General features: G+C 30.0%; 14 protein-coding genes. 12 read left to right on the forward strand and 2 right to left on the reverse strand.

Features of this window, described 5'->3' with window-relative positions:
* The first annotated feature begins 6 nt into the window (after positions 1–6).
* From NQ543_RS12085 to NQ543_RS00470, 12 genes are all read left to right on the forward strand, one after another.
* The gene (locus NQ543_RS12085; protein ID WP_004610783.1) at positions 7–1,323 is read left to right on the forward strand and encodes an FIVAR domain-containing protein; all 1,317 of its coding nucleotides are present in this window, start codon (positions 7–9) and stop codon (positions 1,321–1,323) included.
* 175 nt (positions 1,324–1,498) lie between these two features.
* On the forward strand, positions 1,499–4,318 hold the full coding sequence (locus NQ543_RS00420; RefSeq protein WP_004610782.1) for a LamG-like jellyroll fold domain-containing protein: 2,820 nt from the start codon (positions 1,499–1,501) through the stop codon (positions 4,316–4,318).
* Between the two features lie 537 nt (positions 4,319–4,855).
* The gene (gene speD, locus NQ543_RS00425; RefSeq protein ID WP_004610781.1) at positions 4,856–5,641 is read left to right on the forward strand and encodes an adenosylmethionine decarboxylase; all 786 of its coding nucleotides are present in this window, start codon (positions 4,856–4,858) and stop codon (positions 5,639–5,641) included.
* A 9-nt stretch (positions 5,642–5,650) separates the two neighbouring features.
* Positions 5,651–7,108 carry an aminotransferase class I/II-fold pyridoxal phosphate-dependent enzyme gene (locus NQ543_RS00430; RefSeq protein ID WP_004610780.1) on the forward strand — a complete coding sequence of 486 codons (1,458 nt, stop codon included), beginning with the start codon at positions 5,651–5,653 and terminating at the stop codon, positions 7,106–7,108.
* Positions 7,108–7,959: a polyamine aminopropyltransferase gene (speE, locus tag NQ543_RS00435; protein WP_004610779.1), complete on the forward strand. Its 852-nt coding sequence runs from the start codon at positions 7,108–7,110 to the stop codon at positions 7,957–7,959. Before NQ543_RS00430 ends, speE begins: the two co-directional genes overlap by 1 nt.
* On the forward strand, positions 7,949–8,809 hold the full coding sequence (speB, locus tag NQ543_RS00440) for an agmatinase (protein WP_004610778.1): 861 nt from the start codon (positions 7,949–7,951) through the stop codon (positions 8,807–8,809). Before speE ends, speB begins: the two co-directional genes overlap by 11 nt.
* The gene (locus NQ543_RS00445; protein ID WP_004610777.1) at positions 8,810–10,012 is read left to right on the forward strand and encodes a saccharopine dehydrogenase family protein; all 1,203 of its coding nucleotides are present in this window, start codon (positions 8,810–8,812) and stop codon (positions 10,010–10,012) included.
* Positions 10,012–11,121 carry a carboxynorspermidine decarboxylase gene (nspC, locus tag NQ543_RS00450; RefSeq protein WP_004610776.1) on the forward strand — a complete coding sequence of 370 codons (1,110 nt, stop codon included), beginning with the start codon at positions 10,012–10,014 and terminating at the stop codon, positions 11,119–11,121. Before NQ543_RS00445 ends, nspC begins: the two co-directional genes overlap by 1 nt.
* A gap of 72 nt (positions 11,122–11,193) precedes the next feature.
* Positions 11,194–11,670, forward strand: coding sequence for a hypothetical protein (locus tag NQ543_RS00455; protein ID WP_039904780.1), 477 nt, complete (start codon positions 11,194–11,196; stop codon positions 11,668–11,670).
* A 130-nt stretch (positions 11,671–11,800) separates the two neighbouring features.
* On the forward strand, positions 11,801–12,283 hold the full coding sequence (locus NQ543_RS00460) for a hypothetical protein (RefSeq protein ID WP_039904779.1): 483 nt from the start codon (positions 11,801–11,803) through the stop codon (positions 12,281–12,283).
* A 263-nt stretch (positions 12,284–12,546) separates the two neighbouring features.
* The gene (locus NQ543_RS00465) at positions 12,547–16,491 is read left to right on the forward strand and encodes a leucine-rich repeat protein (protein ID WP_004610773.1); all 3,945 of its coding nucleotides are present in this window, start codon (positions 12,547–12,549) and stop codon (positions 16,489–16,491) included.
* A 357-nt stretch (positions 16,492–16,848) separates the two neighbouring features.
* The gene (locus tag NQ543_RS00470) at positions 16,849–17,319 is read left to right on the forward strand and encodes a hypothetical protein (RefSeq protein ID WP_004610772.1); all 471 of its coding nucleotides are present in this window, start codon (positions 16,849–16,851) and stop codon (positions 17,317–17,319) included.
* Positions 17,320–17,675: 356 nt separating this feature from the next.
* On the opposite strand, the gene NQ543_RS00475 is transcribed toward NQ543_RS00470, so the two are convergent.
* Together NQ543_RS00475 and NQ543_RS00480 are read right to left on the reverse strand one after the other, a co-directional pair.
* The gene (locus tag NQ543_RS00475; RefSeq protein ID WP_333790947.1) at positions 17,676–18,635 is read right to left on the reverse strand and encodes an IS3 family transposase; all 960 of its coding nucleotides are present in this window, start codon (positions 18,633–18,635) and stop codon (positions 17,676–17,678) included.
* Complete coding sequence (locus NQ543_RS00480; protein WP_004609083.1) at positions 18,560–18,901, reverse strand: transposase; 342 nt, start codon at positions 18,899–18,901, stop codon at positions 18,560–18,562. The genes NQ543_RS00475 and NQ543_RS00480 overlap by 76 nt, the downstream gene beginning before the upstream one ends.
* Between the last annotated feature and the right edge of the window lie 171 nt (positions 18,902–19,072).

Below are 19,072 nucleotides of genomic sequence, written 5' to 3' on the forward strand. Positions count from 1 at the left end.
TATTGGTTGGAGGATATTTATTTAGGAGAATATTTAAAACCATCAAAAGATGCTTTAATTTCAGTAGAAGCAAATACATCAGGAGCAATTTCAGCAAGTCGATTAATTGGACCAGGTACAAAAGATCCAGTGAATGTAGAATTTGATATGGTAACGGTTTTATCACCATCACAAACAAATGTAATAGTGGGAATAGGAAGCAGTGATTCAAACTATACAGGATATTCACAAGTACCAATTATTATTAGAATGTATAAAGATGGAAAAATAGGAGTGTATAATGGTAAAGGATATGTTCAAAGTAATGTAGAATTTGAAAAGAATAAAAAGTATCATATTCGAGTATCAATAAACCTAGAAGAAAAGACTTATGATGTATACGTAACTCCACCACAACAAGAAGAGATTCAAATAGCTGTAAATTATGCATTTAGATCAACAGCAAAAGTACCTGAGGATATCGGAAAGATTTATTTATTCAACAATGATCAACAAGCAGGAAAATATTGGTTAGAAGATATTTATTTAGAAGCAAAAGAAACAGATAAAGTTGCATTAAAGATTGCACTTGATCTAGCTAATGGAATTACTGATGAAGATTTAAAAGACGTAATACCAGTAGTAGCAGATGAATTTATTGCAGCAAGAGATGAAGCTAATGTTGTTTATAATGATACTAGTGCAACTCAAGAAAAAATAAATAATGCATTTGATCGACTTGCAAGTGCAATGCATATGTTAGACTTTGTAAAAGGTGATAAAACAGCATTAAAAGCATTTATCAATAAAGTGAGTGGCTTAGATTCAAGTAAATATTCAACGGATACATGGGCAGCATTTGAAAAAGAATTAAATGAAGCTAATGTTGTATATAACGATGAAAATGCAATGCAAGAAGAAGTAAATAATGCATATAAAGAATTAGTAACAGCATTCTTGAATTTAAGATTAATTCCAGATAAGAGCTTATTAGAAGACTTAATTAATAAAGCTGAAGGATTAAACTTAGCTAGCTATACTAAGGCAACAGTTCAAGTTGTAAATGATGCTTTAGCAAATGCTAAAAACATATTAGCAGATGATAATGCATCACAAAAAGAAGTTGATAATGCAAAAGATGTATTAGAAAAAGCGATCAATAGCTTAGAAGCTAATGTAAATACACCAGCAGATAACACAGTAAGTGCATCAGTAAATAATGGTGATACAACAGTAAGTGTTAAAACAGGTGATGATATTAGTGTGTTAGGAACACTTGGATTAATTTCATCATTAAGTGTTATAGTATTTTTAAAAAAGAAAAAAATAAGTAAAATTAAATAATTAAATAAAAGGTATAGAAAATCAGGTATGTCTGATAAAGATATGTTTGATAATCTATACTTTTTATATTTAAACAAAATATGTTTTCAAATTTTTTACATAAATTTAAATAAATAATGTAATTAAGTTTAATTGCAATATGGCATAATGGGGGTGTTAATTGGAGGGATAGTAGATGAATTTAAAGAAAATATTTAATTCTGCAATTGTAGCATTAGTTACAATTGCAATGTCAAGTAATTTGATAGTACTTGCAAAAAATAACAACGCTAAAGTTATATCAGACTGGCAGTTTGATAGTAGTTATGTTCAAGAAGGAACATCATTTGAACAGAATAACTTAATTTTAAAAGATGCAAGTGGTAACGGAAATGATTTAATTGTTAATACTGAAAGAGTTGAATCAGGAAAGTCAGCAAGTGACTACATGGAATTTGTAGATGATAGCATTGATGGTGAAAGTGAAAGTTTATTAATGAGTCCTAAAGGAACAAGTGGAAATGATAAAAAAATAGGAGCATTTTTTCAAACTGTTGAAAATGCACCTATTACTCACGAAACATTTGATGAAGGATATACGTTTGAATTTATTATTAAATTAAGTGATGATATTAGTGGATGGAGTAGTATTTTTGGTAAGCGTGGTATCGCAAAACAAAATGAATTAACTGGAGGTGAACCAGAAGTTAATGGGGGATTGAATGTATCTAGTTCTGGTGAGCTACAATGGAATTTTTATACAAATAATCCAGAGATAAAAAATAATCCAACTACATGGTCAGATGCCGGTGGAATTCAACGAAATAAGTTTCATCATATTGTAGTAAAAAATGATAGTAATGTTACTACTATGATTGTTGATGGGATAGTGGTATTACGTTGTAATACTACACAAAACCAACGTGGATTAGCTGATTTAGGATTAGGTTGGGTCGTAGGAACAGCATATTGGAGTGATGGTGAAACATTTGATGAAAAAACTTGTGGTGATAGTATTTTTAAAGGACAAATCCAAGAAATTCGATTATCATCAGGTTTGGTAGCTCCAGACGACTATTTAGTAACTGAGCATATTGTTGATGATGCTTATAATATTGTGGGAAATAATAATGAAACAAATTTTCTAGAAACAAAGAAAAACTATAATTTTGCAATTATTCCAGACCCACAATATACAACGCAATACAAGCCAGCAGTTTTAGACGCTCAAAATGAATGGATTGCAGAAAATGCCAATGATTATAATATCGCTATGACACTTGGTGTAGGAGATATAACACAAGATGGTACGGAAGCAGAATTTAAACGTGCTAGTGAATCATATTCAATTTTTGATAAAAACAATATATCATATTTATTAACTGATGGGAATCATGATTCAAGTATATATTTAAAATACTTTGGGGCACAAAGATATGAAAATAATCCAGCATATCAAGGAGCAGGACCATCAGGATATTCAAAATATGCGATTACTAAAGGTGGATCATACAATTATCTATTTCTTACAATTCCTTATAATAGTGAACAAATAGATCAAGATCGTGAATGGATTAATAATATTTTAACAACATTTGATAATTTGCCAACAGTAATAATTACTCACTTTGATGATAATAATAAAAATATCACAAATGATTTTGTAAAAAAATATGATCAAGTATTTATGTTTATAGAAGGGCATGTAACATATCGTGATGCAAAGATTATTAATAATGATTATGGACATCCTGTTTTAAATACAATAGTTAATTATCAATTTGAGCCTTATGGTGGTAATGGAATAATTCGTTTGATGCAGTTTGATGAATTAAATAAAGAAATATCTTTTCAGTCTTATTCACCATGGGTACAAAAGAAAATGGATATATTAGATAATAAAATAGAAAATGATGGAATTTTAAATGATGATGAGAAAAAATTATTTCCTTTTGATAAGTTAAATATTACTCAAGATCCTAGTGATAATATAACTTTTGAATTTGATTTTACAGAAAGATTTAAAAACCTTGATAAAGTAGAACCAATTAATAGAGAAAATTTGGATAAAGAAATCAGTTTATCAAATAATTATGATTTATCACAATATCAAGATGGTAATGAAAAAGATAATTTTATTAATGCATTATCAAATGCAAAAAATATTCAAAAAGATTTAGATGAACAAGATAGTTTACTTACTCAAGAAATAGTTGACCAGGCATGTAAAACACTCGAAGAAGCACGTTTATCATTAATACCAATAACAAATAAAACTGCTTTAAAGATTGCAATTGATTTAGCTAATACAGTTACTGATAAAGATTTAGAAAATGTTATTCCTGTTGTAGTTGATGAATTCAAAGCAACAAGAGATGAAGCTAATGAAGTTTACAATAATGCAAGTGCCACTCAAGAAGAAGTAAACGTGGCATTTGACAGACTTGCAAGTGCAATGCAAAAATTAGAATTCTTTAAAGGAAATAAAACAGCATTAAAAGCATTTATTGATGATGTTACAGGATTAGATTTAACTAAATATACAGAAACTACATGGGCACAATTTAATGATGCATTAGTAGTGGCAAATGGTGTATATGAAGATGTAAATGCAATGCAACCAGAAGTAAATGAAGCATATACAAATTTAGTAACAGCATTCTTGAACTTAAGATTAGTTCCAGATAAGAGTCTATTAGAAGACTTGATTAATCAAGCAAATGGATTAAATGTTGCAAATTATACAAAAGCATTAGATGAAGCAAAAGTAGTATATGAAAATCCAAATGCAACTCAAGAAGAAGTAGCTAGTGCAAAAGCTACATTAGAAAAAGCAATCGATAGCTTAGAAGCAAATACAACAGTAGATAACACAGTAAAAACTCCATTAAATAATGGAGATACTACAAGTGTTAAAACAGGCGATGCAACTGATTTTACTTGTGTAACAACCTTAGGTGCTTCTGTAGTAGCGCTAGCATACTTAGCTGTAAGCAAAAAACGAAAAGAGGATTAAAAAATTATCTTAAAAGAAGAGTGTAAATTGTAAAATGAGCTCTGTTATTTGGATCTCTAAATAATGGAGGCTCATTTTAAATCTATACTTTTTATTTTGATTTCATTATAAAAAAGTTTAATTAAATAAACAAATAATTTAATTTATTAAAATTTTGATTGATTTTTAAATATTTATTATATATAATCTAGTTATGCAAAAGGTTATTTTTTTGCAAGAATTTTTGACCACTCATTAAATGAGCCAAAGCCATACGGACAGCTGGGTCAAATGCCGGATTGGCAACTTTGTTGCCTTATTGATAGAACGAAAGTTCAAATTTTATAAGTTGATATTTAGAAATAAATATTGAGTTGGTAACTATACAACCGTGTGCTAAGGCGCATCACACTTGTGAAACAATCAATAAGAGTAGTAAAAGTAATTCTTGCTATATAGACTCTAGAATTAAAAATATTTTTAATTAGTCTGTTATATTGTATTGATACTCAAGTGGGAGCACCTGCTTGAGTTTTTTTGTAAAGAAGGGAAAATAAAATGAATGAGAAGTTAAAATTGTATGGTTTCAATAATTTAACTAAATCTTTAAGCTTTAATATCTATGATGTTTGTTATGCTAAAAGTCAACGTGAGCAAAAAGATTATATTGCTTATATTGATGAACAATATAACTCCAAACGTTTGACTGATATATTATATGAAGTAGCCAAGATGATTGGTGCTCATGTATTAAATGTATCGAAGCAAGATTATGATCCTCAAGGTGCAAGTGTTACCATGCTTTTAGCTGAAAATAATATGTTAGAAAGTCGTCAGGATGAAATGGAAGAAGTAGATGATCGAATTATTTTAGCTCATTTAGATAAAAGTCATATTACAGTACACACATACCCAGAATATCATCCCGAAACTAGTATTGCGACTTTTCGCGTAGATATTGATGTCTCTACTTGTGGAGAAATTTCACCGTTATCAACATTAGATTTTTTAATTGGTAGTTTTGATTCAGATATTATTACGATGGATTATCGAGTACGTGGCTTTACTCGAGATATTAAGGGGAAAAAATTATTTATGGATAATCCGATGTCTTCAATACAACAATTTATTGATCCAAAAATATTAAATAAGTATGACGCAACTGATATTAACATGTATCAAGCCAATTTATTTCATACAAAGATGTTGATTAAAGAAATTGACTTACAAAATTATTTATTTAAAACAGATATATATGAATTACCTCCAAAAGTGAGGTTGGAGATAACTAATAACTTACGTCAAGAAATGATTGAAATTTATAGTGGAAGTAATATTTTTTAGGAGGCTACAATGAAATTAGATCAAAGTAGAATGCCCATCTATGAGGCATTACAGCAAATGAAACGAGATCGTTTAGTACCTTTTGATGTTCCAGGACATAAACATGGTAAAGGAAATCCTGAATTAACTAATTTTTTAGGTGAAAAATGCATGAGTGTTGATGTTAATTCAATGAAACCATTAGATAATTTATGTCATCCAGTTTCAGTAATTAAAGAAGCTGAGCAATTAGCAGCTGATGCCTTTAATGCAGCCCATGCATTCTTTATGGTTGGAGGAACGACATCATCAGTACAAAGTATGATCATGGCCAGTGTTAAAGCCGGAGAAAAAATTATTATGCCACGAAATGTTCATCGTAGTGCAATTAATGCGATGATTCTAACTGGTGCGATTCCTATTTATGTAAATCCTGAAGTTGATAAGCGTTTAGTAATTTCATTAGGTATGTCAATTGATCAAGTAAAACAGGCAATTATTGATAATCCTGATGCTAAAGCAATTTTAGTTAATAATCCAACTTATTATGGGATTTGTTCAAATTTAAAAGAAATTGTTAGATTAGCTCATGAACATAACATGTTGGCGTTAGTTGATGAAGCTCACGGAACCCATTTTTATTTTAGTGATGATTTACCAATGTCAGCAATGGAAGCAGGAGCTGATATGGCAAGTGTTAGTATGCATAAATCAGGTGGTAGTTTAACTCAAAGTTCATTCTTGTTATTGGGACCTAATGTAAATGCTGATTATGTTCGTCAGGTTATTAATTTAACCCAAACAACTAGTGGTTCTTATTTATTAATGGCAAGTTTAGATATGTCACGTAAAAATCTAGCTTTAAATGGTAAAGAAATTTTTAGTAAAGTAAAACGTTTAGCACATTATGCTCGTGAAGAAATCAATCAGATTGGTGATTATTATGCTTATTGCAAAGAATTAATCAATGGTGATAGTGTTTATGATTTTGATGTTACTAAATTGTCTATTTTTACTTTAGATGTTGGATTAGCGGGTATTGAAGTATATGACTTATTGCGTGATGAATATGGTATCCAAATTGAATTTGGTGATATTGGAAATGTATTAGCTTATATTTCAGTTGGAGATAGTGAAGCTAATATTGAGCGTTTAGTTGGAGCACTTTCAGAAATTCGTAGAAGATTTAAAAAAGACCGTAGTGGGATGCTTGATCATGAATATATTAATCCGGAAGTAGTTATTTCGCCACAAGCTGCTTTTTATGGTGAAAAAGAATCATTGCCATTAATGCAAAGTGTTGATCGAGTTTGTAGTGAATTTGTGATGTGTTATCCGCCAGGGATTCCAATTTTAGCACCAGGAGAAAAAATAACTAAAGAAATTTTAGATTATATTCAATATGCTAAAGATAAAGGTTGTTTTATGACCGGACCAGAAGATATGGAAATAAATAATCTTAATGTTTTAAAGGAAGAGGTGAAATAATGGAATTGTGGTTTAGTGAAAGACATACTAAAGGTGTTAAGTTTTCGATTAAAGTTGATCGTCAGTTGTTTAGTGGTCATAGTGAATTTCAAAGAATTGATATATTTGATTCTAAAGAGTTTGGACGTTTTTTAGCATTAGATGGTTATATGATGTTAACAGAAAAAGATGAATTCATTTATCATGAAATGATTGTTCATGTTCCTATGGCAGTACATCCTAATGTAAAAAAAGTTTTAGTTATAGGTGCCGGTGATGGTGGTGTGATTCGTGAATTATGCCGTTATGAAACAATTGAAACAATTGATATGGTAGAAATTGATGAATTAGTTGTTGAGGTAAGTAAAAAATATTTACCAACTACAGCATGTTGTTTTGATGATCCGCGATTAAATATATATTATCAAGATGGCTTAAAATTTGTTCGTACTAAAGAAAATGAATATGATTTAATTATTGTTGATTCAACAGATCCATTTGGACCAGGTGAAGGACTTTTTACAAAAGAATTTTATGGGAACTGCTTTAAAGCATTAAATGAAACGGGAATTATGGTAAATCAGCATGAAAGTCCATTTTATCAAGATGATGCTGTTGCAATGCAACGTGCTCATAAACGAATTGTTGAAAGTTTCCCAATTTCTAGAGTATATCAAGCGCATATTCCAACTTATCCTTCAGGACATTGGTTATTTGGTTTTGCTTCCAAAAAATATCATCCAATCAAGGATTTTCAAAAGACAAAATGGAATGCTCGGGGAATGCAAACTAGATATTATAATACCGGAATACATGTAGGAGCATTTGCTTTGCCAAATTATGTTGAGGAGTTACTTAGAGATGTGGAATAAAAATATTGAAACTTTTATTGGTTTAGACGCTTCTTTTGAAGAAGCAAGTTGTGTAATTTTTGGGGCTCCAATGGATAGTACTACATCCTATCGCCCAGGAACCAGATTTGCTTCAAGTGCGATCCGTAAGGAATCTTTTGGTATCGAAACCTATAGTCCTTATCAAGATAAAGATTTAGAAGATATTAGTGTTTTCGATGGTGGTGATTTAGAATTGCCATTTGGAAATCCTCGTAAAGCCTTAGATATGATTAAAGAGACAACTAAAAAAATTATCGATGCTAATAAACTGCCATGTATGATTGGTGGTGAACATTTAGTTAGTTTAGGGGCTATTGAAGCTGTATACGAAAAATATCCTGATTTACGAATTATTCACTTTGATGCCCATACTGATTTACGTGATGAATATCTTGGAGAAAAATTATCTCATGCTTCAGTAATTAGAAGAGCTTATGATTTAGTTGGTGATCATAGAATTTATCAATTTGGTATTCGTAGCGGTGAACGAACTGAGTTTTATTGGGCTAAAGAACATACATTTTTAAATAAATTTAATTTTAATAATTTAGAACTAGCAATTAAAGAAAGTCAAGGGTATCCAGTCTATTTTACAATTGATCTTGATGTATTAGATCCTAGTGTTTTTCCAGGAACTGGAACACCAGAAGCAGGTGGTGTTAATTTTCATGAGTTATTAGATGCAATCATTAAAGTAAGTTCATTAAATGTAGTAGCGATGGATATTAATGAACTATCACCAATTTATGATTCAAGTGGCGCTTCAACAGCGATAGCTTGTAAAGTATTAAGAGAATTATTATTAGCAATGAATAAAGGAGAGAAATAAATGAAAAGAACATTAATTATTGGTTGTGGTGGAGTTGCCTCAGTTGCAATTCACAAATGTTGTCAAAATAGCGAAGTATTTGAAGAAATTATGATTGCTTCAAGAACAAAAAGTAAATGCGATAAATTAAAAGAAGAATTACAAGATAAAACAAAAACAATTATTCATACAGCTAAGGTTGATGCTAATAACGTTGATGAATTAGTAGCATTAATGCAAGACTTTAAACCAGAAGTAGTTTTAAATCTAGCATTACCATATCAAGACTTAAAAATTATGGATGCTTGTTTAATTGCTGGATGTCATTATATTGATACTGCAAATTATGAACCAGAAGATACTGCTAAATTTGAATATAGCTGGCAATGGGCATATCGTGAAAAATTTGAAAGAGCAGGATTAACTGCGATTTTGGGGTGTGGATTTGATCCAGGGGTTACTGGTGTGTTTAGTGCGTATGCTTTAAAACATGAGTTTGATGAAATTAATTATATTGATATTTTAGATTGTAATGGTGGTGATCATGGTTATCCATTTGCTACAAACTTCAACCCAGAAATTAACATTCGTGAAGTTTCAGCTAATGGAAGTTACTTTGAAGATGGTCATTGGGTTGAAACAAAACCAATGGAAATTAAACGTGAATATGATTTTGCTCAAGTTGGTAAAAAAGATATGTATTTATTACACCACGAAGAATTAGAATCACTTGGTCTTAATATTCCAGGAATTAAAAGAATTCGTTTCTTCATGACATTTGGCCAAAGCTATTTAACACATTTAAAATGCTTAGAAAATGTTGGAATGACATCAATTGAACCAATTGAATTTGAAGGAAAACAAATAATTCCATTACAATTTTTAAAAGCAGTTTTACCAGATCCGGCTAGTTTAGGACCACGTACTGTTGGTAAAACAAATATCGGATGTATTTTCCAAGGTAAAAAAGATGGTGAATATAAAAAATATTATTTATATAACGTATGTGATCATCAAGAATGTTATAAAGAAGTTGGTTCACAAGCAGTTAGTTATACAACCGGTGTACCAGCGATGATTGGAGCTATGTTATTGTTACAAGGTAAATGGAAAAAAAAGGGTGTTTATAATGTTGAAGAATTTGATCCAGATCCATTCATGGATGCTTTAAATAAATGGGGATTACCATGGATTGAAGATCGTAATCCAGTATTGGTGGACTAATGAAAACGCCGTATTATTTAATTGATGAAGAACTTTTGAAAAAAAATCTAAAAGTTCTTCATTATGTAAAAGAAAAAACAGGATGTAAAATTTTGTTAGCTCAAAAATGTTTTTCAATGTTTAGTGTTTATCCTTTAATTAGAAAATATTTAGATGGAACAACAGCAAGTGGTTTATTTGAAGCAAAATTAGGATATGAGGAAATGAAAAAAGAAAATCATGTTTATAGTGCTGCTTATCGTGATGATGAAATTGAAGAAATTATGAATATATGTGATCATGTTGTTTTTAATTCATTTAATCAATGGGCTAAATATAAAGAACTTGCTAAAAAGACGAACACTTCATGCGGAATTAGAATTAATCCAGAATGTTCTACTCAAGTAGGTCATGAAATTTATGATCCGTGTGCAAAATATTCAAGAATGGGTGTAACTTTAGAAAACTTCCAAGAAGATTTATTAGATGGAATCGAAGGTTTACATTTTCATACTTTGTGTGAACAAAATAGCGATGATTTAGTTACAACAATAAAAGCGGTTGAAGAGAAATTTGGAAAATATTTATATCAGATGAAATGGCTTAATTTTGGTGGTGGGCACCATATTACTCGTGATGATTACGATCTTGAAACATTGATTAATGTAATTAATGAAATTAAAGAAAAATATCAGGTACAAGTATATTTAGAGCCAGGTGAAGCAGTTGCATTAAATGCGGGATTTTTAGTATCAAGCGTTTTAGATATTATTAATAATGGTATCGTTATTGCAATTATGGATACGTCAGCTGCTTGTCATATGCCTGACGTTTTAGAAATGCCATATCGTCCTGATATTATTGATAGTGATAAGCCAAGAGTTAAAAAGTATACATATCGTTTGGGCGGTCCAACTTGTTTAGCTGGTGATGTTATTAGTGATTATTCTTTTGATCAGCCATTAAAAATTGGTCAACAATTATGGTTTAAAGATATGGCAATATATTCAATGGTAAAAAATAATACTTTTAATGGAATGAATTTACCTAGCATTGTTTTAAAACAAGGTGATAAATTAAAGGTAATTAGAGAATTTGGTTATGATGATTTTAAAAATAGATTGTCGTAATTTATCTAATTGTTTAAAAAAAGATTGTTTTGTAAATAAACTAAAGTATAATTATATGCTAGGAGGATGTTTATGAAAAAAATAACAATTATAATAATGGCGTTGTTTTTAATATGTGGATGTACATCAACAAATACAAATAAAGAAAAAAAAGATAAAGCTGCAATTGTAGAATTAAATCCTAATAAAGGAGCAGTAAAGAAAATACCAATGCAAGATGTTTTAGATAAAATGGAAAGCAAAGAAACATTTGTAGTTATGTTATCACAAACATATTGCAATGCATGTTTAAGTTTCTTTATGGAAACAGATGATTACACTAAAGAAATTGGTTTAACATTATGGGATATTATTTTAGATGATGAATCCACTAGTGAAGAAGAAAACTTAAAAATAACTAATGAAAAATTTGGACATTTTTCAGCAACACCATCTATTTACTATGTTGAAAAGGGGAAAGTAAAAGATTCGCTATGTTCTGATAAAGAAAAAGTGAACTTAGAAAACTATAAAAAATTCTTAATTAAAAATGGAATTGTTGAAAAATAATAAGAATCGTAATATTTATTACGATTCTTTACTTAGAATATCGTTGTTTTATATATTTTAAATATGCTATATTAAATATAGTTTAAAAAAATGAAAGGAAAAGTCATCGATTGATGATATAGAAAGTAAAGTGAAAAAGACAGTTTATTTGTTATTATGTTTAATGCTATTACTTACAGGATGTGGTTCATCAAAAGTAGTCCCTGATAAAAAAATGATTTTAAATCAAGAAAGTACAGTAGATGATCAAATTTTCAAATCAGAAGTTATAATAGAGTATGATAGTGATAGCAAAAAAGTAGCAAAAGGTAAATTTTCAGTAAAATATGAAAATATTGCTAAGACAGAAACAAACGGTAATATTTTAACAGAGCTTAATAATCGCTATACAATTATTGAGCAGTTAGAAGGTGTGAAAGCATCAGGTGATGCTACAGAAACAAGCTTTGGCTTTGAAGAAGAATGGGATTATAATATTGTTAATATTCAAGAAGCTTTAAGAGCAGATGAACAACAGAAAAATTTTGTAGAAAATGGTGAATATTCTTTAGATAAAATTAAAGAATATTATGAAAAGCAAGGATATACTTGTAAGGAAAAGGATTTAAAATAGGTTATTGAGTAATTAAGATAAAATGACGTCTAATTTGTTGTTTTATCTTTTTTTGTTAATATAATGTGAAAAGATGTTAAAATATATTTTTTCATTTTTAATTAATAATTTATAAAAAGTAATGAAAAGGTTTACAAAAATATAAAGGGAGGGTATATTGATATTGACTATAGGTATTTTCTAATTGAGTTTTGTAAAATTAAGGGGAGATATAATGCTTGATTAGTTAAAATACTATAGATTTTTAGGAAGAAGGAGGACATATGAAAAAGCTATTAAAAATACTGTTAGTGTTAGTTATTTCTTTACCAGTTATAGTTTTTGGAACTGCAGATAATAATCCAGTTTCTGCGCTAATAAGTGGTGATTATGCTTATGAGTTAATTGATGATAATTCAGTTACCATTATAAACTATGGTGGTGATGAAAAAAACTTAACTATTCCAAGTAAAATCGATGGAAAAACAGTTAAAAAAATTGGTTATGGTGCTTTTGCAGAATGCAAAAGTATAGAAACACTTGTGATTCCAGAAACTATTATAACAATAGGCGATTATGCATTTTCACAATGTAGTCAATTATCTAAAATAACTATTCCAGATTCTGTAGTTGCTTTAGGTCAATATTCGTTAGCTGGATGTAGTAGTTTAACAAGTGTAGAAATTCCTAACGGTATAAGTGCGATATCTTATGCAACATTCTTTGATTGTACTAATTTAACAGATGTTGTAATTCCAGAAGGAATAAAGACAATTGGAGGAATGGTATTTGGAAATTGTCGAGCTTTAGCTGATATTAACTTTCCTACTACATTAACTTCAATTGGGGGAAATGCGTTTTTAAATTGTACAGGATTAAAAAGTATTACTGTATCAGAAGGTGTAACATCTCTTGGATCAGGAATTTTCCAAGGATGTTTAAATTTAAGTGAAATTAATTTACCTAATACATTAGTTGGAATTGGACAAAGTGCATTCCAAGATTGTATTAGTTTACAAAGTATCGTTATACCAGAGAGTGTTACCGGTATTGGATATGCTGCATTTACTGGATGTTCATCATTAACTGATGTAAATATTCCAAGTCAGGTTACTAGTATTAGAAATGCGACTTTTAGTGGATGTTCATCTCTAGAAGAAATAAATATTCCTAGTACAATTACTTCATTAGGAGAAAATGTATTTAGTGGATGTGTTAGTTTAAAGAACATTGTAATTCCAGATTCTGTAACAGAAATTGGAGCATCTACATTTAGTAATTGTAGTAACTTAGTAGATGTAAAATTACCACAAAATCTCAATCGTATCAGTGCAAATTTATTTAGATATTGTGATAGTATTGAAACAGTAGTAGTACCAAATGGTGTAATTGCTGTTGATGATACAGCATTTGCAGATTGTATGAATTTAAAAAGTGTAACTTTCCCAAATACAATTAAAGCTTCAGAAAATGAAGGTAATGGTATTGGTAGCCGTGTTTTCTCAAATTCCCCTAAAGTAGTAGCTTCAGTAATTGAAGGCTCTGTAGCGCATACTTATATGAGAAGAAATGGTTATAAATTTACACTAATTACAACTGGAATAAACTTAGATAAACCAGAATTAAAATTAAATGTTAATGATGCATCTAAATATGTAGTAATTTTATCACCATATAAAGTTGTTGATAATACATCATTAACATGGCAATCAAATAATCCAGGTATAGCTTCTGTAGATGCAAATGGTGTGGTAACAGGTATTACTGAAGGTAAAGCAACAATTACTGTAAAAAGTGGGAATGGACTTAGTGCAAGTAGTGAAGTAACTGTTACAAACATTAGTGCACCAATAACTAATGTATCATTAAATTACAGTAATTTAGAACTTAGAAAAAATAGTTCACAAGGACTAAGAGCAACAATTACGCCTAAAGAAACAACTGATGATAAAACATTAACATGGGAGTCAAATAATCCCGAAGTGGCAACAGTAAGTTCAACTGGAGTAGTAACAGCAAGAAAGCCTGGAAATGCTACAATTACTGTTAGAACTAGCAATGGATTAACTGACACATGTAATGTAACAGTAGTTAGTCAAATTACATCAGTTCATTTAAATCTTACTGCAATTACCTTGGATGAAGGAGTTTCTCAAACATTAAGAGCAACAATTAATCCAAGCGATACAACTGATGCTAAAACATTAACATGGAAATCAAGTAATGAATCAGTAGCAACAGTAGATCAAGAAGGAAAAGTAACAGCAGTTAAAAATGGTTTTGCAACAATTACTGTAACGGCAGTAAATGGAAGAAGAGCGGAATGTAAAATAACAGTAAATAAACCAAGTGAAAACGTTCCAATTATAAGTGTAGGTTTAAACAAAGAAACATTAACACTAGAAGAACAACAAGCTGAAACACTGGTAGCAACAATTAATCCAAGTGAAACAACTGATGATAAAACATTAACATGGAAATCAAGTAATGAAGAAGTAGCAGCAGTAGATTCACAAGGAAAAGTAACAGCTGTAAAAGAAGGTGTAGCAACAATTACTGTAACAACAACAAATGGAAAAGAAGCAACATGTAAAGTTACAGTAACAAAAAAACCAGTACCAATCGAAAGTGTAAGTTTAAACAAAGAAGCATTAACACTAGAAGAACAACAAGCTGAAACACTGGTAGCAACAATTAATCCAAGTGAAACAACTGATGATAAAACATTAACATGGAAATCAAGTAATGAAGAAGTAGCAACAGTAGATTCACAAGGAAAAGTAACAGCTGTAAAAGAAGGTGTAGCAACAATTACTGTAACAACAACAAATGGAAAAGAAGCAACATGTAAAGTTACAGTAACAAAAAAACCAGTACCAATCGAAAGTGTAAGTTTAAACAAAGAAGCATTAACACTAGAAGAACAACAAGCTGAAACACTGGTAGCAACAATTAATCCAAGTGAAACAACTGATGATAAAACATTAACATGGAAATCAAGTAATGAAGAAGTAGCAACAGTAGATTCACAAGGAAAAGTAACAGCTGTAAAAGAAGGTGTAGCAACAATTACTGTAACAACAACAAATGGAAAAGAAGCAACATGTAAAGTTACAGTAACAAAAAAACCAGTACCAATCGAAAGTGTAAGTTTAAATAAAACAACTTTAACTTTAAAAACTGGTGTGGCTGAAACATTAGTAGCAACAATTAATCCAAGTGAAACAACTGATGATAAAACATTAACATGGAAATCAAGTAATGAAGAAGTGGCAACAGTAGATTCACAAGGAAAAGTAACAGCTGTAAAAGAAGGTGTAGCAACAATTACTGTAACAACAGTAAACGGAAAAGAAGCAACATGTAAAGTTACAGTTTTAAATGCAACTGCCTTAGAAGATGCAATTGATAGAGCAGAAGCTATTGATGGAAGTACATATACAGTAGATAGCTACAGTGCTTTACAAACTGTAATTGTAAGTGGAAAAGCTGTTCTTGAAAGTGCAACAGCAACTCAAGATGATATTGATTTAGCAACTGGAGCAATTGTAACAGCAATTGATAACTTAATTGAAAAAGCATCTCAAGATTTATTAGCTTCATTAACAGCTAAACTTGATGAATGTAAAGCAATGGAAGATAACTATACTTCAGAAGAATTTGCACAATTAAAAGCTATCATTGTTGAAGTAGAAGCATTATTGAAAACTGATCCAAATAATATAGCTGCTACTGATGCGCTAGCAGCTTTAGAAAAATTAACTGAAGCAAGTGATGCATTATATTTAAGCTCTGCGTTAAAAGAATTAGGTATTACAGTTGAAGAGGCTAAAAAAATATTAAATGGTGATTTAAGTGAATATACTGAAGCAAGTGTAACAGCATTAAAGAATGCATTACAAACTGCAGAAGATTTAATAAATGCTGGAAGCAAAAATATTGAGCTAATAAAACAAGCTAATGAAGATTTAAAAGCTGCAATTGATAATCTTAAAGAAATTACAACAGATGTAAATAAATCATCATTAAAATCTGCAATAGCTCTTGGTGATCGCATGATTGAAAATATTAATAATTATCGTCCTGCAACAGTTGAAGGATTTGAAGAATTATTACAAAGAGCTAAAGATGTAAATAATAGTGCAACAGCAACTCAAGATGAAATCAATAAAATTACTGAAGAGTTAGTTATTGCAATTTTAAATGCAAGATTAGATCCAAGTAAATAATTAAGATTAAGGGGCAGAGAATTTATTTTCTGCTCTTTTTTCATTAAATAATTGATATAATAAATGTAAAGTAAACTAGTCGCCAGATTTCTGGTGAACTATTAACATATCTGATAAGAAATGATATAATTTAATTAAAGTTAGAATTGATAAAAGATTTATCAAAGTTAACAAAATATAAGCGTATACTTTGGTCTTGAATGTTTAAGTATTATTTTTAATCTATTATTCAAGAAAGGGGAGAGGCAAAGTATTACGAACATATTACAGAATGGAATCTAATACCACAACATATCAAAAAAGATTTAATGCTACGCTATATTTGTTAAATAAAATAAAGAAAAGGGGAAATTAAAAATGATAAAAAAAATAATGGCGTGTATTTTATCGCTAGCAATGATTTGTTGTACATGTATTAGTGCAAAAGCTTTAGAACCAGATGAACCATCTGTACCGATCGATTCTTCTAAATTCGTTATTATGTCTGAGGGAGACAGTAATTATGTTGGTGTTTCGGTATCGTATATTGAGCATAATTTTTCTGCAACTAGACTAGATGATGGGAGAGTTAATCTTAAAATTAATGAAACTTTCCATTCAGTAAGAGGTTATTATGAACATTTAGCTACTGATAGTACAGGAAAATATTTTTTACCAAATAGAAATACACCTTTCTATACCTATGAATTATCTCCTCATAGTTATGAAACAAATCTTAGAGCAGATACAGTTTCTGATGATGGATATATATATTTAAAGTTTGCTCTTGCTCCTGTAGGTGGAGATACACAGTTGTGTACAACATATTATAAAATACCTGTAAAATAAAATATTGATATGAAATAAGAGCTAACAAATATCATTGTTTGTTAGCTCTTAAAAGTGTGCCACGCATGGCATAAGACTAGGTGGTGAAAGTCCACTGTGGGGGTTTCGTACTACCAACCACTAGCTAAAGACAAGGTATCCACCGTAAGGTGTGAACGGGAGGAAGTCGGAGGCAAAGTCCTGACCCAAGGAACACGAACTATTTTAGGCATATGCTTATCGGATGAGATTGCTTTACAAATCAAAGTCCAATAGTACGACGGAATAAGCGGTGTAAAGATAGTGGGTACATGGGATGAAAGTGTTATGTTGGTACTATGTCAAGATTTCGGACCACATAAATGTAAGAAATTTAATTAATTGATACTAATTAAATAATCATGCTCATATTCATTAGGTGATTTATAATCACAATGTGAATGTACTCTTATTGTATTATAAAATCCTTCTATGTATTCAAATACCAGCTTATATGCATGATTATAATTTATAATCTTAAATCTGTTCAGCCATTCCCTTTTTATCAATGCATGATATGATTCTATACACGCATTATCCCACGGTGTTCCTTTTTGTGAATAGCTTCTTTTCATCTGCTTAGTTAATCTTTTGTATTTCTTCGATGTATAGTGCACTCCGCGATCTGCATGGATTACTATTGGTTTTGCGCTTTTTCTTCTTTTTTTAGCTGTTTCCAGACATTTTAATACTTCATCTACTTCTAATGTTTTGCTTAATGTCCATGCTATTATTTTTCTTGAATAGAGATCCATTATACTGGTTAAATATACAAATCCTTCATCTGCTGTCCAGATATATGTTATATCAGTACACCATGCCTGATTTGGTGCTTTTGGATTAAAATCTCGGTTTAGAATATTTTTTAGTTTATTTGAAAAATCACAGTCTTTTGTTGTTATTGTATATGGTTTGATATAATGAGCTTTAATATTGTTTTCCCTCATTATGTTTCCTACATATTTTTCACTTATTTTTTCTCCCTCTTTTTTTAGTATTTCAGTTATTTTAGGAGCTCCATATATTTCTTTTGAATCCTTATAGATTTTCTTGATTCTTTCTGTGATTCTAGCTTTTCTGATTTTTTGTTTACATGGTTTTCTTTTCAAATATTCATAATATCCTGATTTACTCAGTTGTAATTTTTTTAGCATACCGGTAACTGAAGTCTGTTTATCTTTTTTAGATTTTTCTTTTATCCTTTTATAAAGATCCTGCTTAGTTAATTGCCCAGTATGCCAATAGCCTTTTTTAGGACTTCTAAAGCATCCTGTGTATCTTTCAGTTCTTTTTTTAATCTGGCAATTTCTTTAGCTTCGTCACTTGAATAATTACCGCTTCCTCTTGAATTAATTACGCCGTCATTACTACTGGCATCTTTAAGCCATTTATGAACAGTGCTATCAGCAATACCAAACTGTTTAGCTATAGCTACTTTAGATTCATCAGGATGTTCTAAAACATATTGAACAACTCCCTGTTTAAATTCATCTGTAAATGTTGGTTTAGTCATCATCATATACCCCTTTTCTATTTTTGATTTAAGCTTATGACATTGTATCATATACTAGCTAGTTCTTCCATTTAACTGGTACAGTTTTTATTCTAGCATCAATATATTTAGGTCCAGTTAAATAGAGAAATGTCAGTAAAATAACAACAGTATTGATTAATACGGATAATAGATGTAACCTATATTAATCAATAATCAAATTATAAATAAGGGGTAGAGTTA

It is taken from the genome of Thomasclavelia spiroformis DSM 1552 (assembly GCF_025149465.1).
Taxonomy (GTDB): Bacteria; Bacillota_I; Bacilli_A; order Erysipelotrichales; family Coprobacillaceae; genus Thomasclavelia; species Thomasclavelia spiroformis.

What these genes read in the sequence shown, in the direction of transcription:
- NQ543_RS00470 (WP_004610772.1), top strand. Translation starts at nt 16,849, where the DNA reads ATGATAAAAAAAATAATGGCGTGTATTTTATCGCTAGCAATGATTTGT.
- NQ543_RS00420 (WP_004610782.1), top strand. Translation starts at nt 1,499, where the DNA reads ATGAATTTAAAGAAAATATTTAATTCTGCAATTGTAGCATTAGTTACA.
- NQ543_RS00455 (WP_039904780.1), top strand. Translation starts at nt 11,194, where the DNA reads ATGAAAAAAATAACAATTATAATAATGGCGTTGTTTTTAATATGTGGA.
- NQ543_RS00445 (WP_004610777.1), top strand. Translation starts at nt 8,810, where the DNA reads ATGAAAAGAACATTAATTATTGGTTGTGGTGGAGTTGCCTCAGTTGCA.
- nspC (WP_004610776.1), top strand. Translation starts at nt 10,012, where the DNA reads ATGAAAACGCCGTATTATTTAATTGATGAAGAACTTTTGAAAAAAAAT.
- speB (WP_004610778.1), top strand. Translation starts at nt 7,949, where the DNA reads ATGTGGAATAAAAATATTGAAACTTTTATTGGTTTAGACGCTTCTTTT.
- speD (WP_004610781.1), top strand. Translation starts at nt 4,856, where the DNA reads ATGAATGAGAAGTTAAAATTGTATGGTTTCAATAATTTAACTAAATCT.
- NQ543_RS00465 (WP_004610773.1), top strand. Translation starts at nt 12,547, where the DNA reads ATGAAAAAGCTATTAAAAATACTGTTAGTGTTAGTTATTTCTTTACCA.
- NQ543_RS00480 (WP_004609083.1), bottom strand. Translation starts at nt 18,901, where the DNA reads ATGATACAATGTCATAAGCTTAAATCAAAAATAGAAAAGGGGTATATG.
- speE (WP_004610779.1), top strand. Translation starts at nt 7,108, where the DNA reads ATGGAATTGTGGTTTAGTGAAAGACATACTAAAGGTGTTAAGTTTTCG.
- NQ543_RS00430 (WP_004610780.1), top strand. Translation starts at nt 5,651, where the DNA reads ATGAAATTAGATCAAAGTAGAATGCCCATCTATGAGGCATTACAGCAA.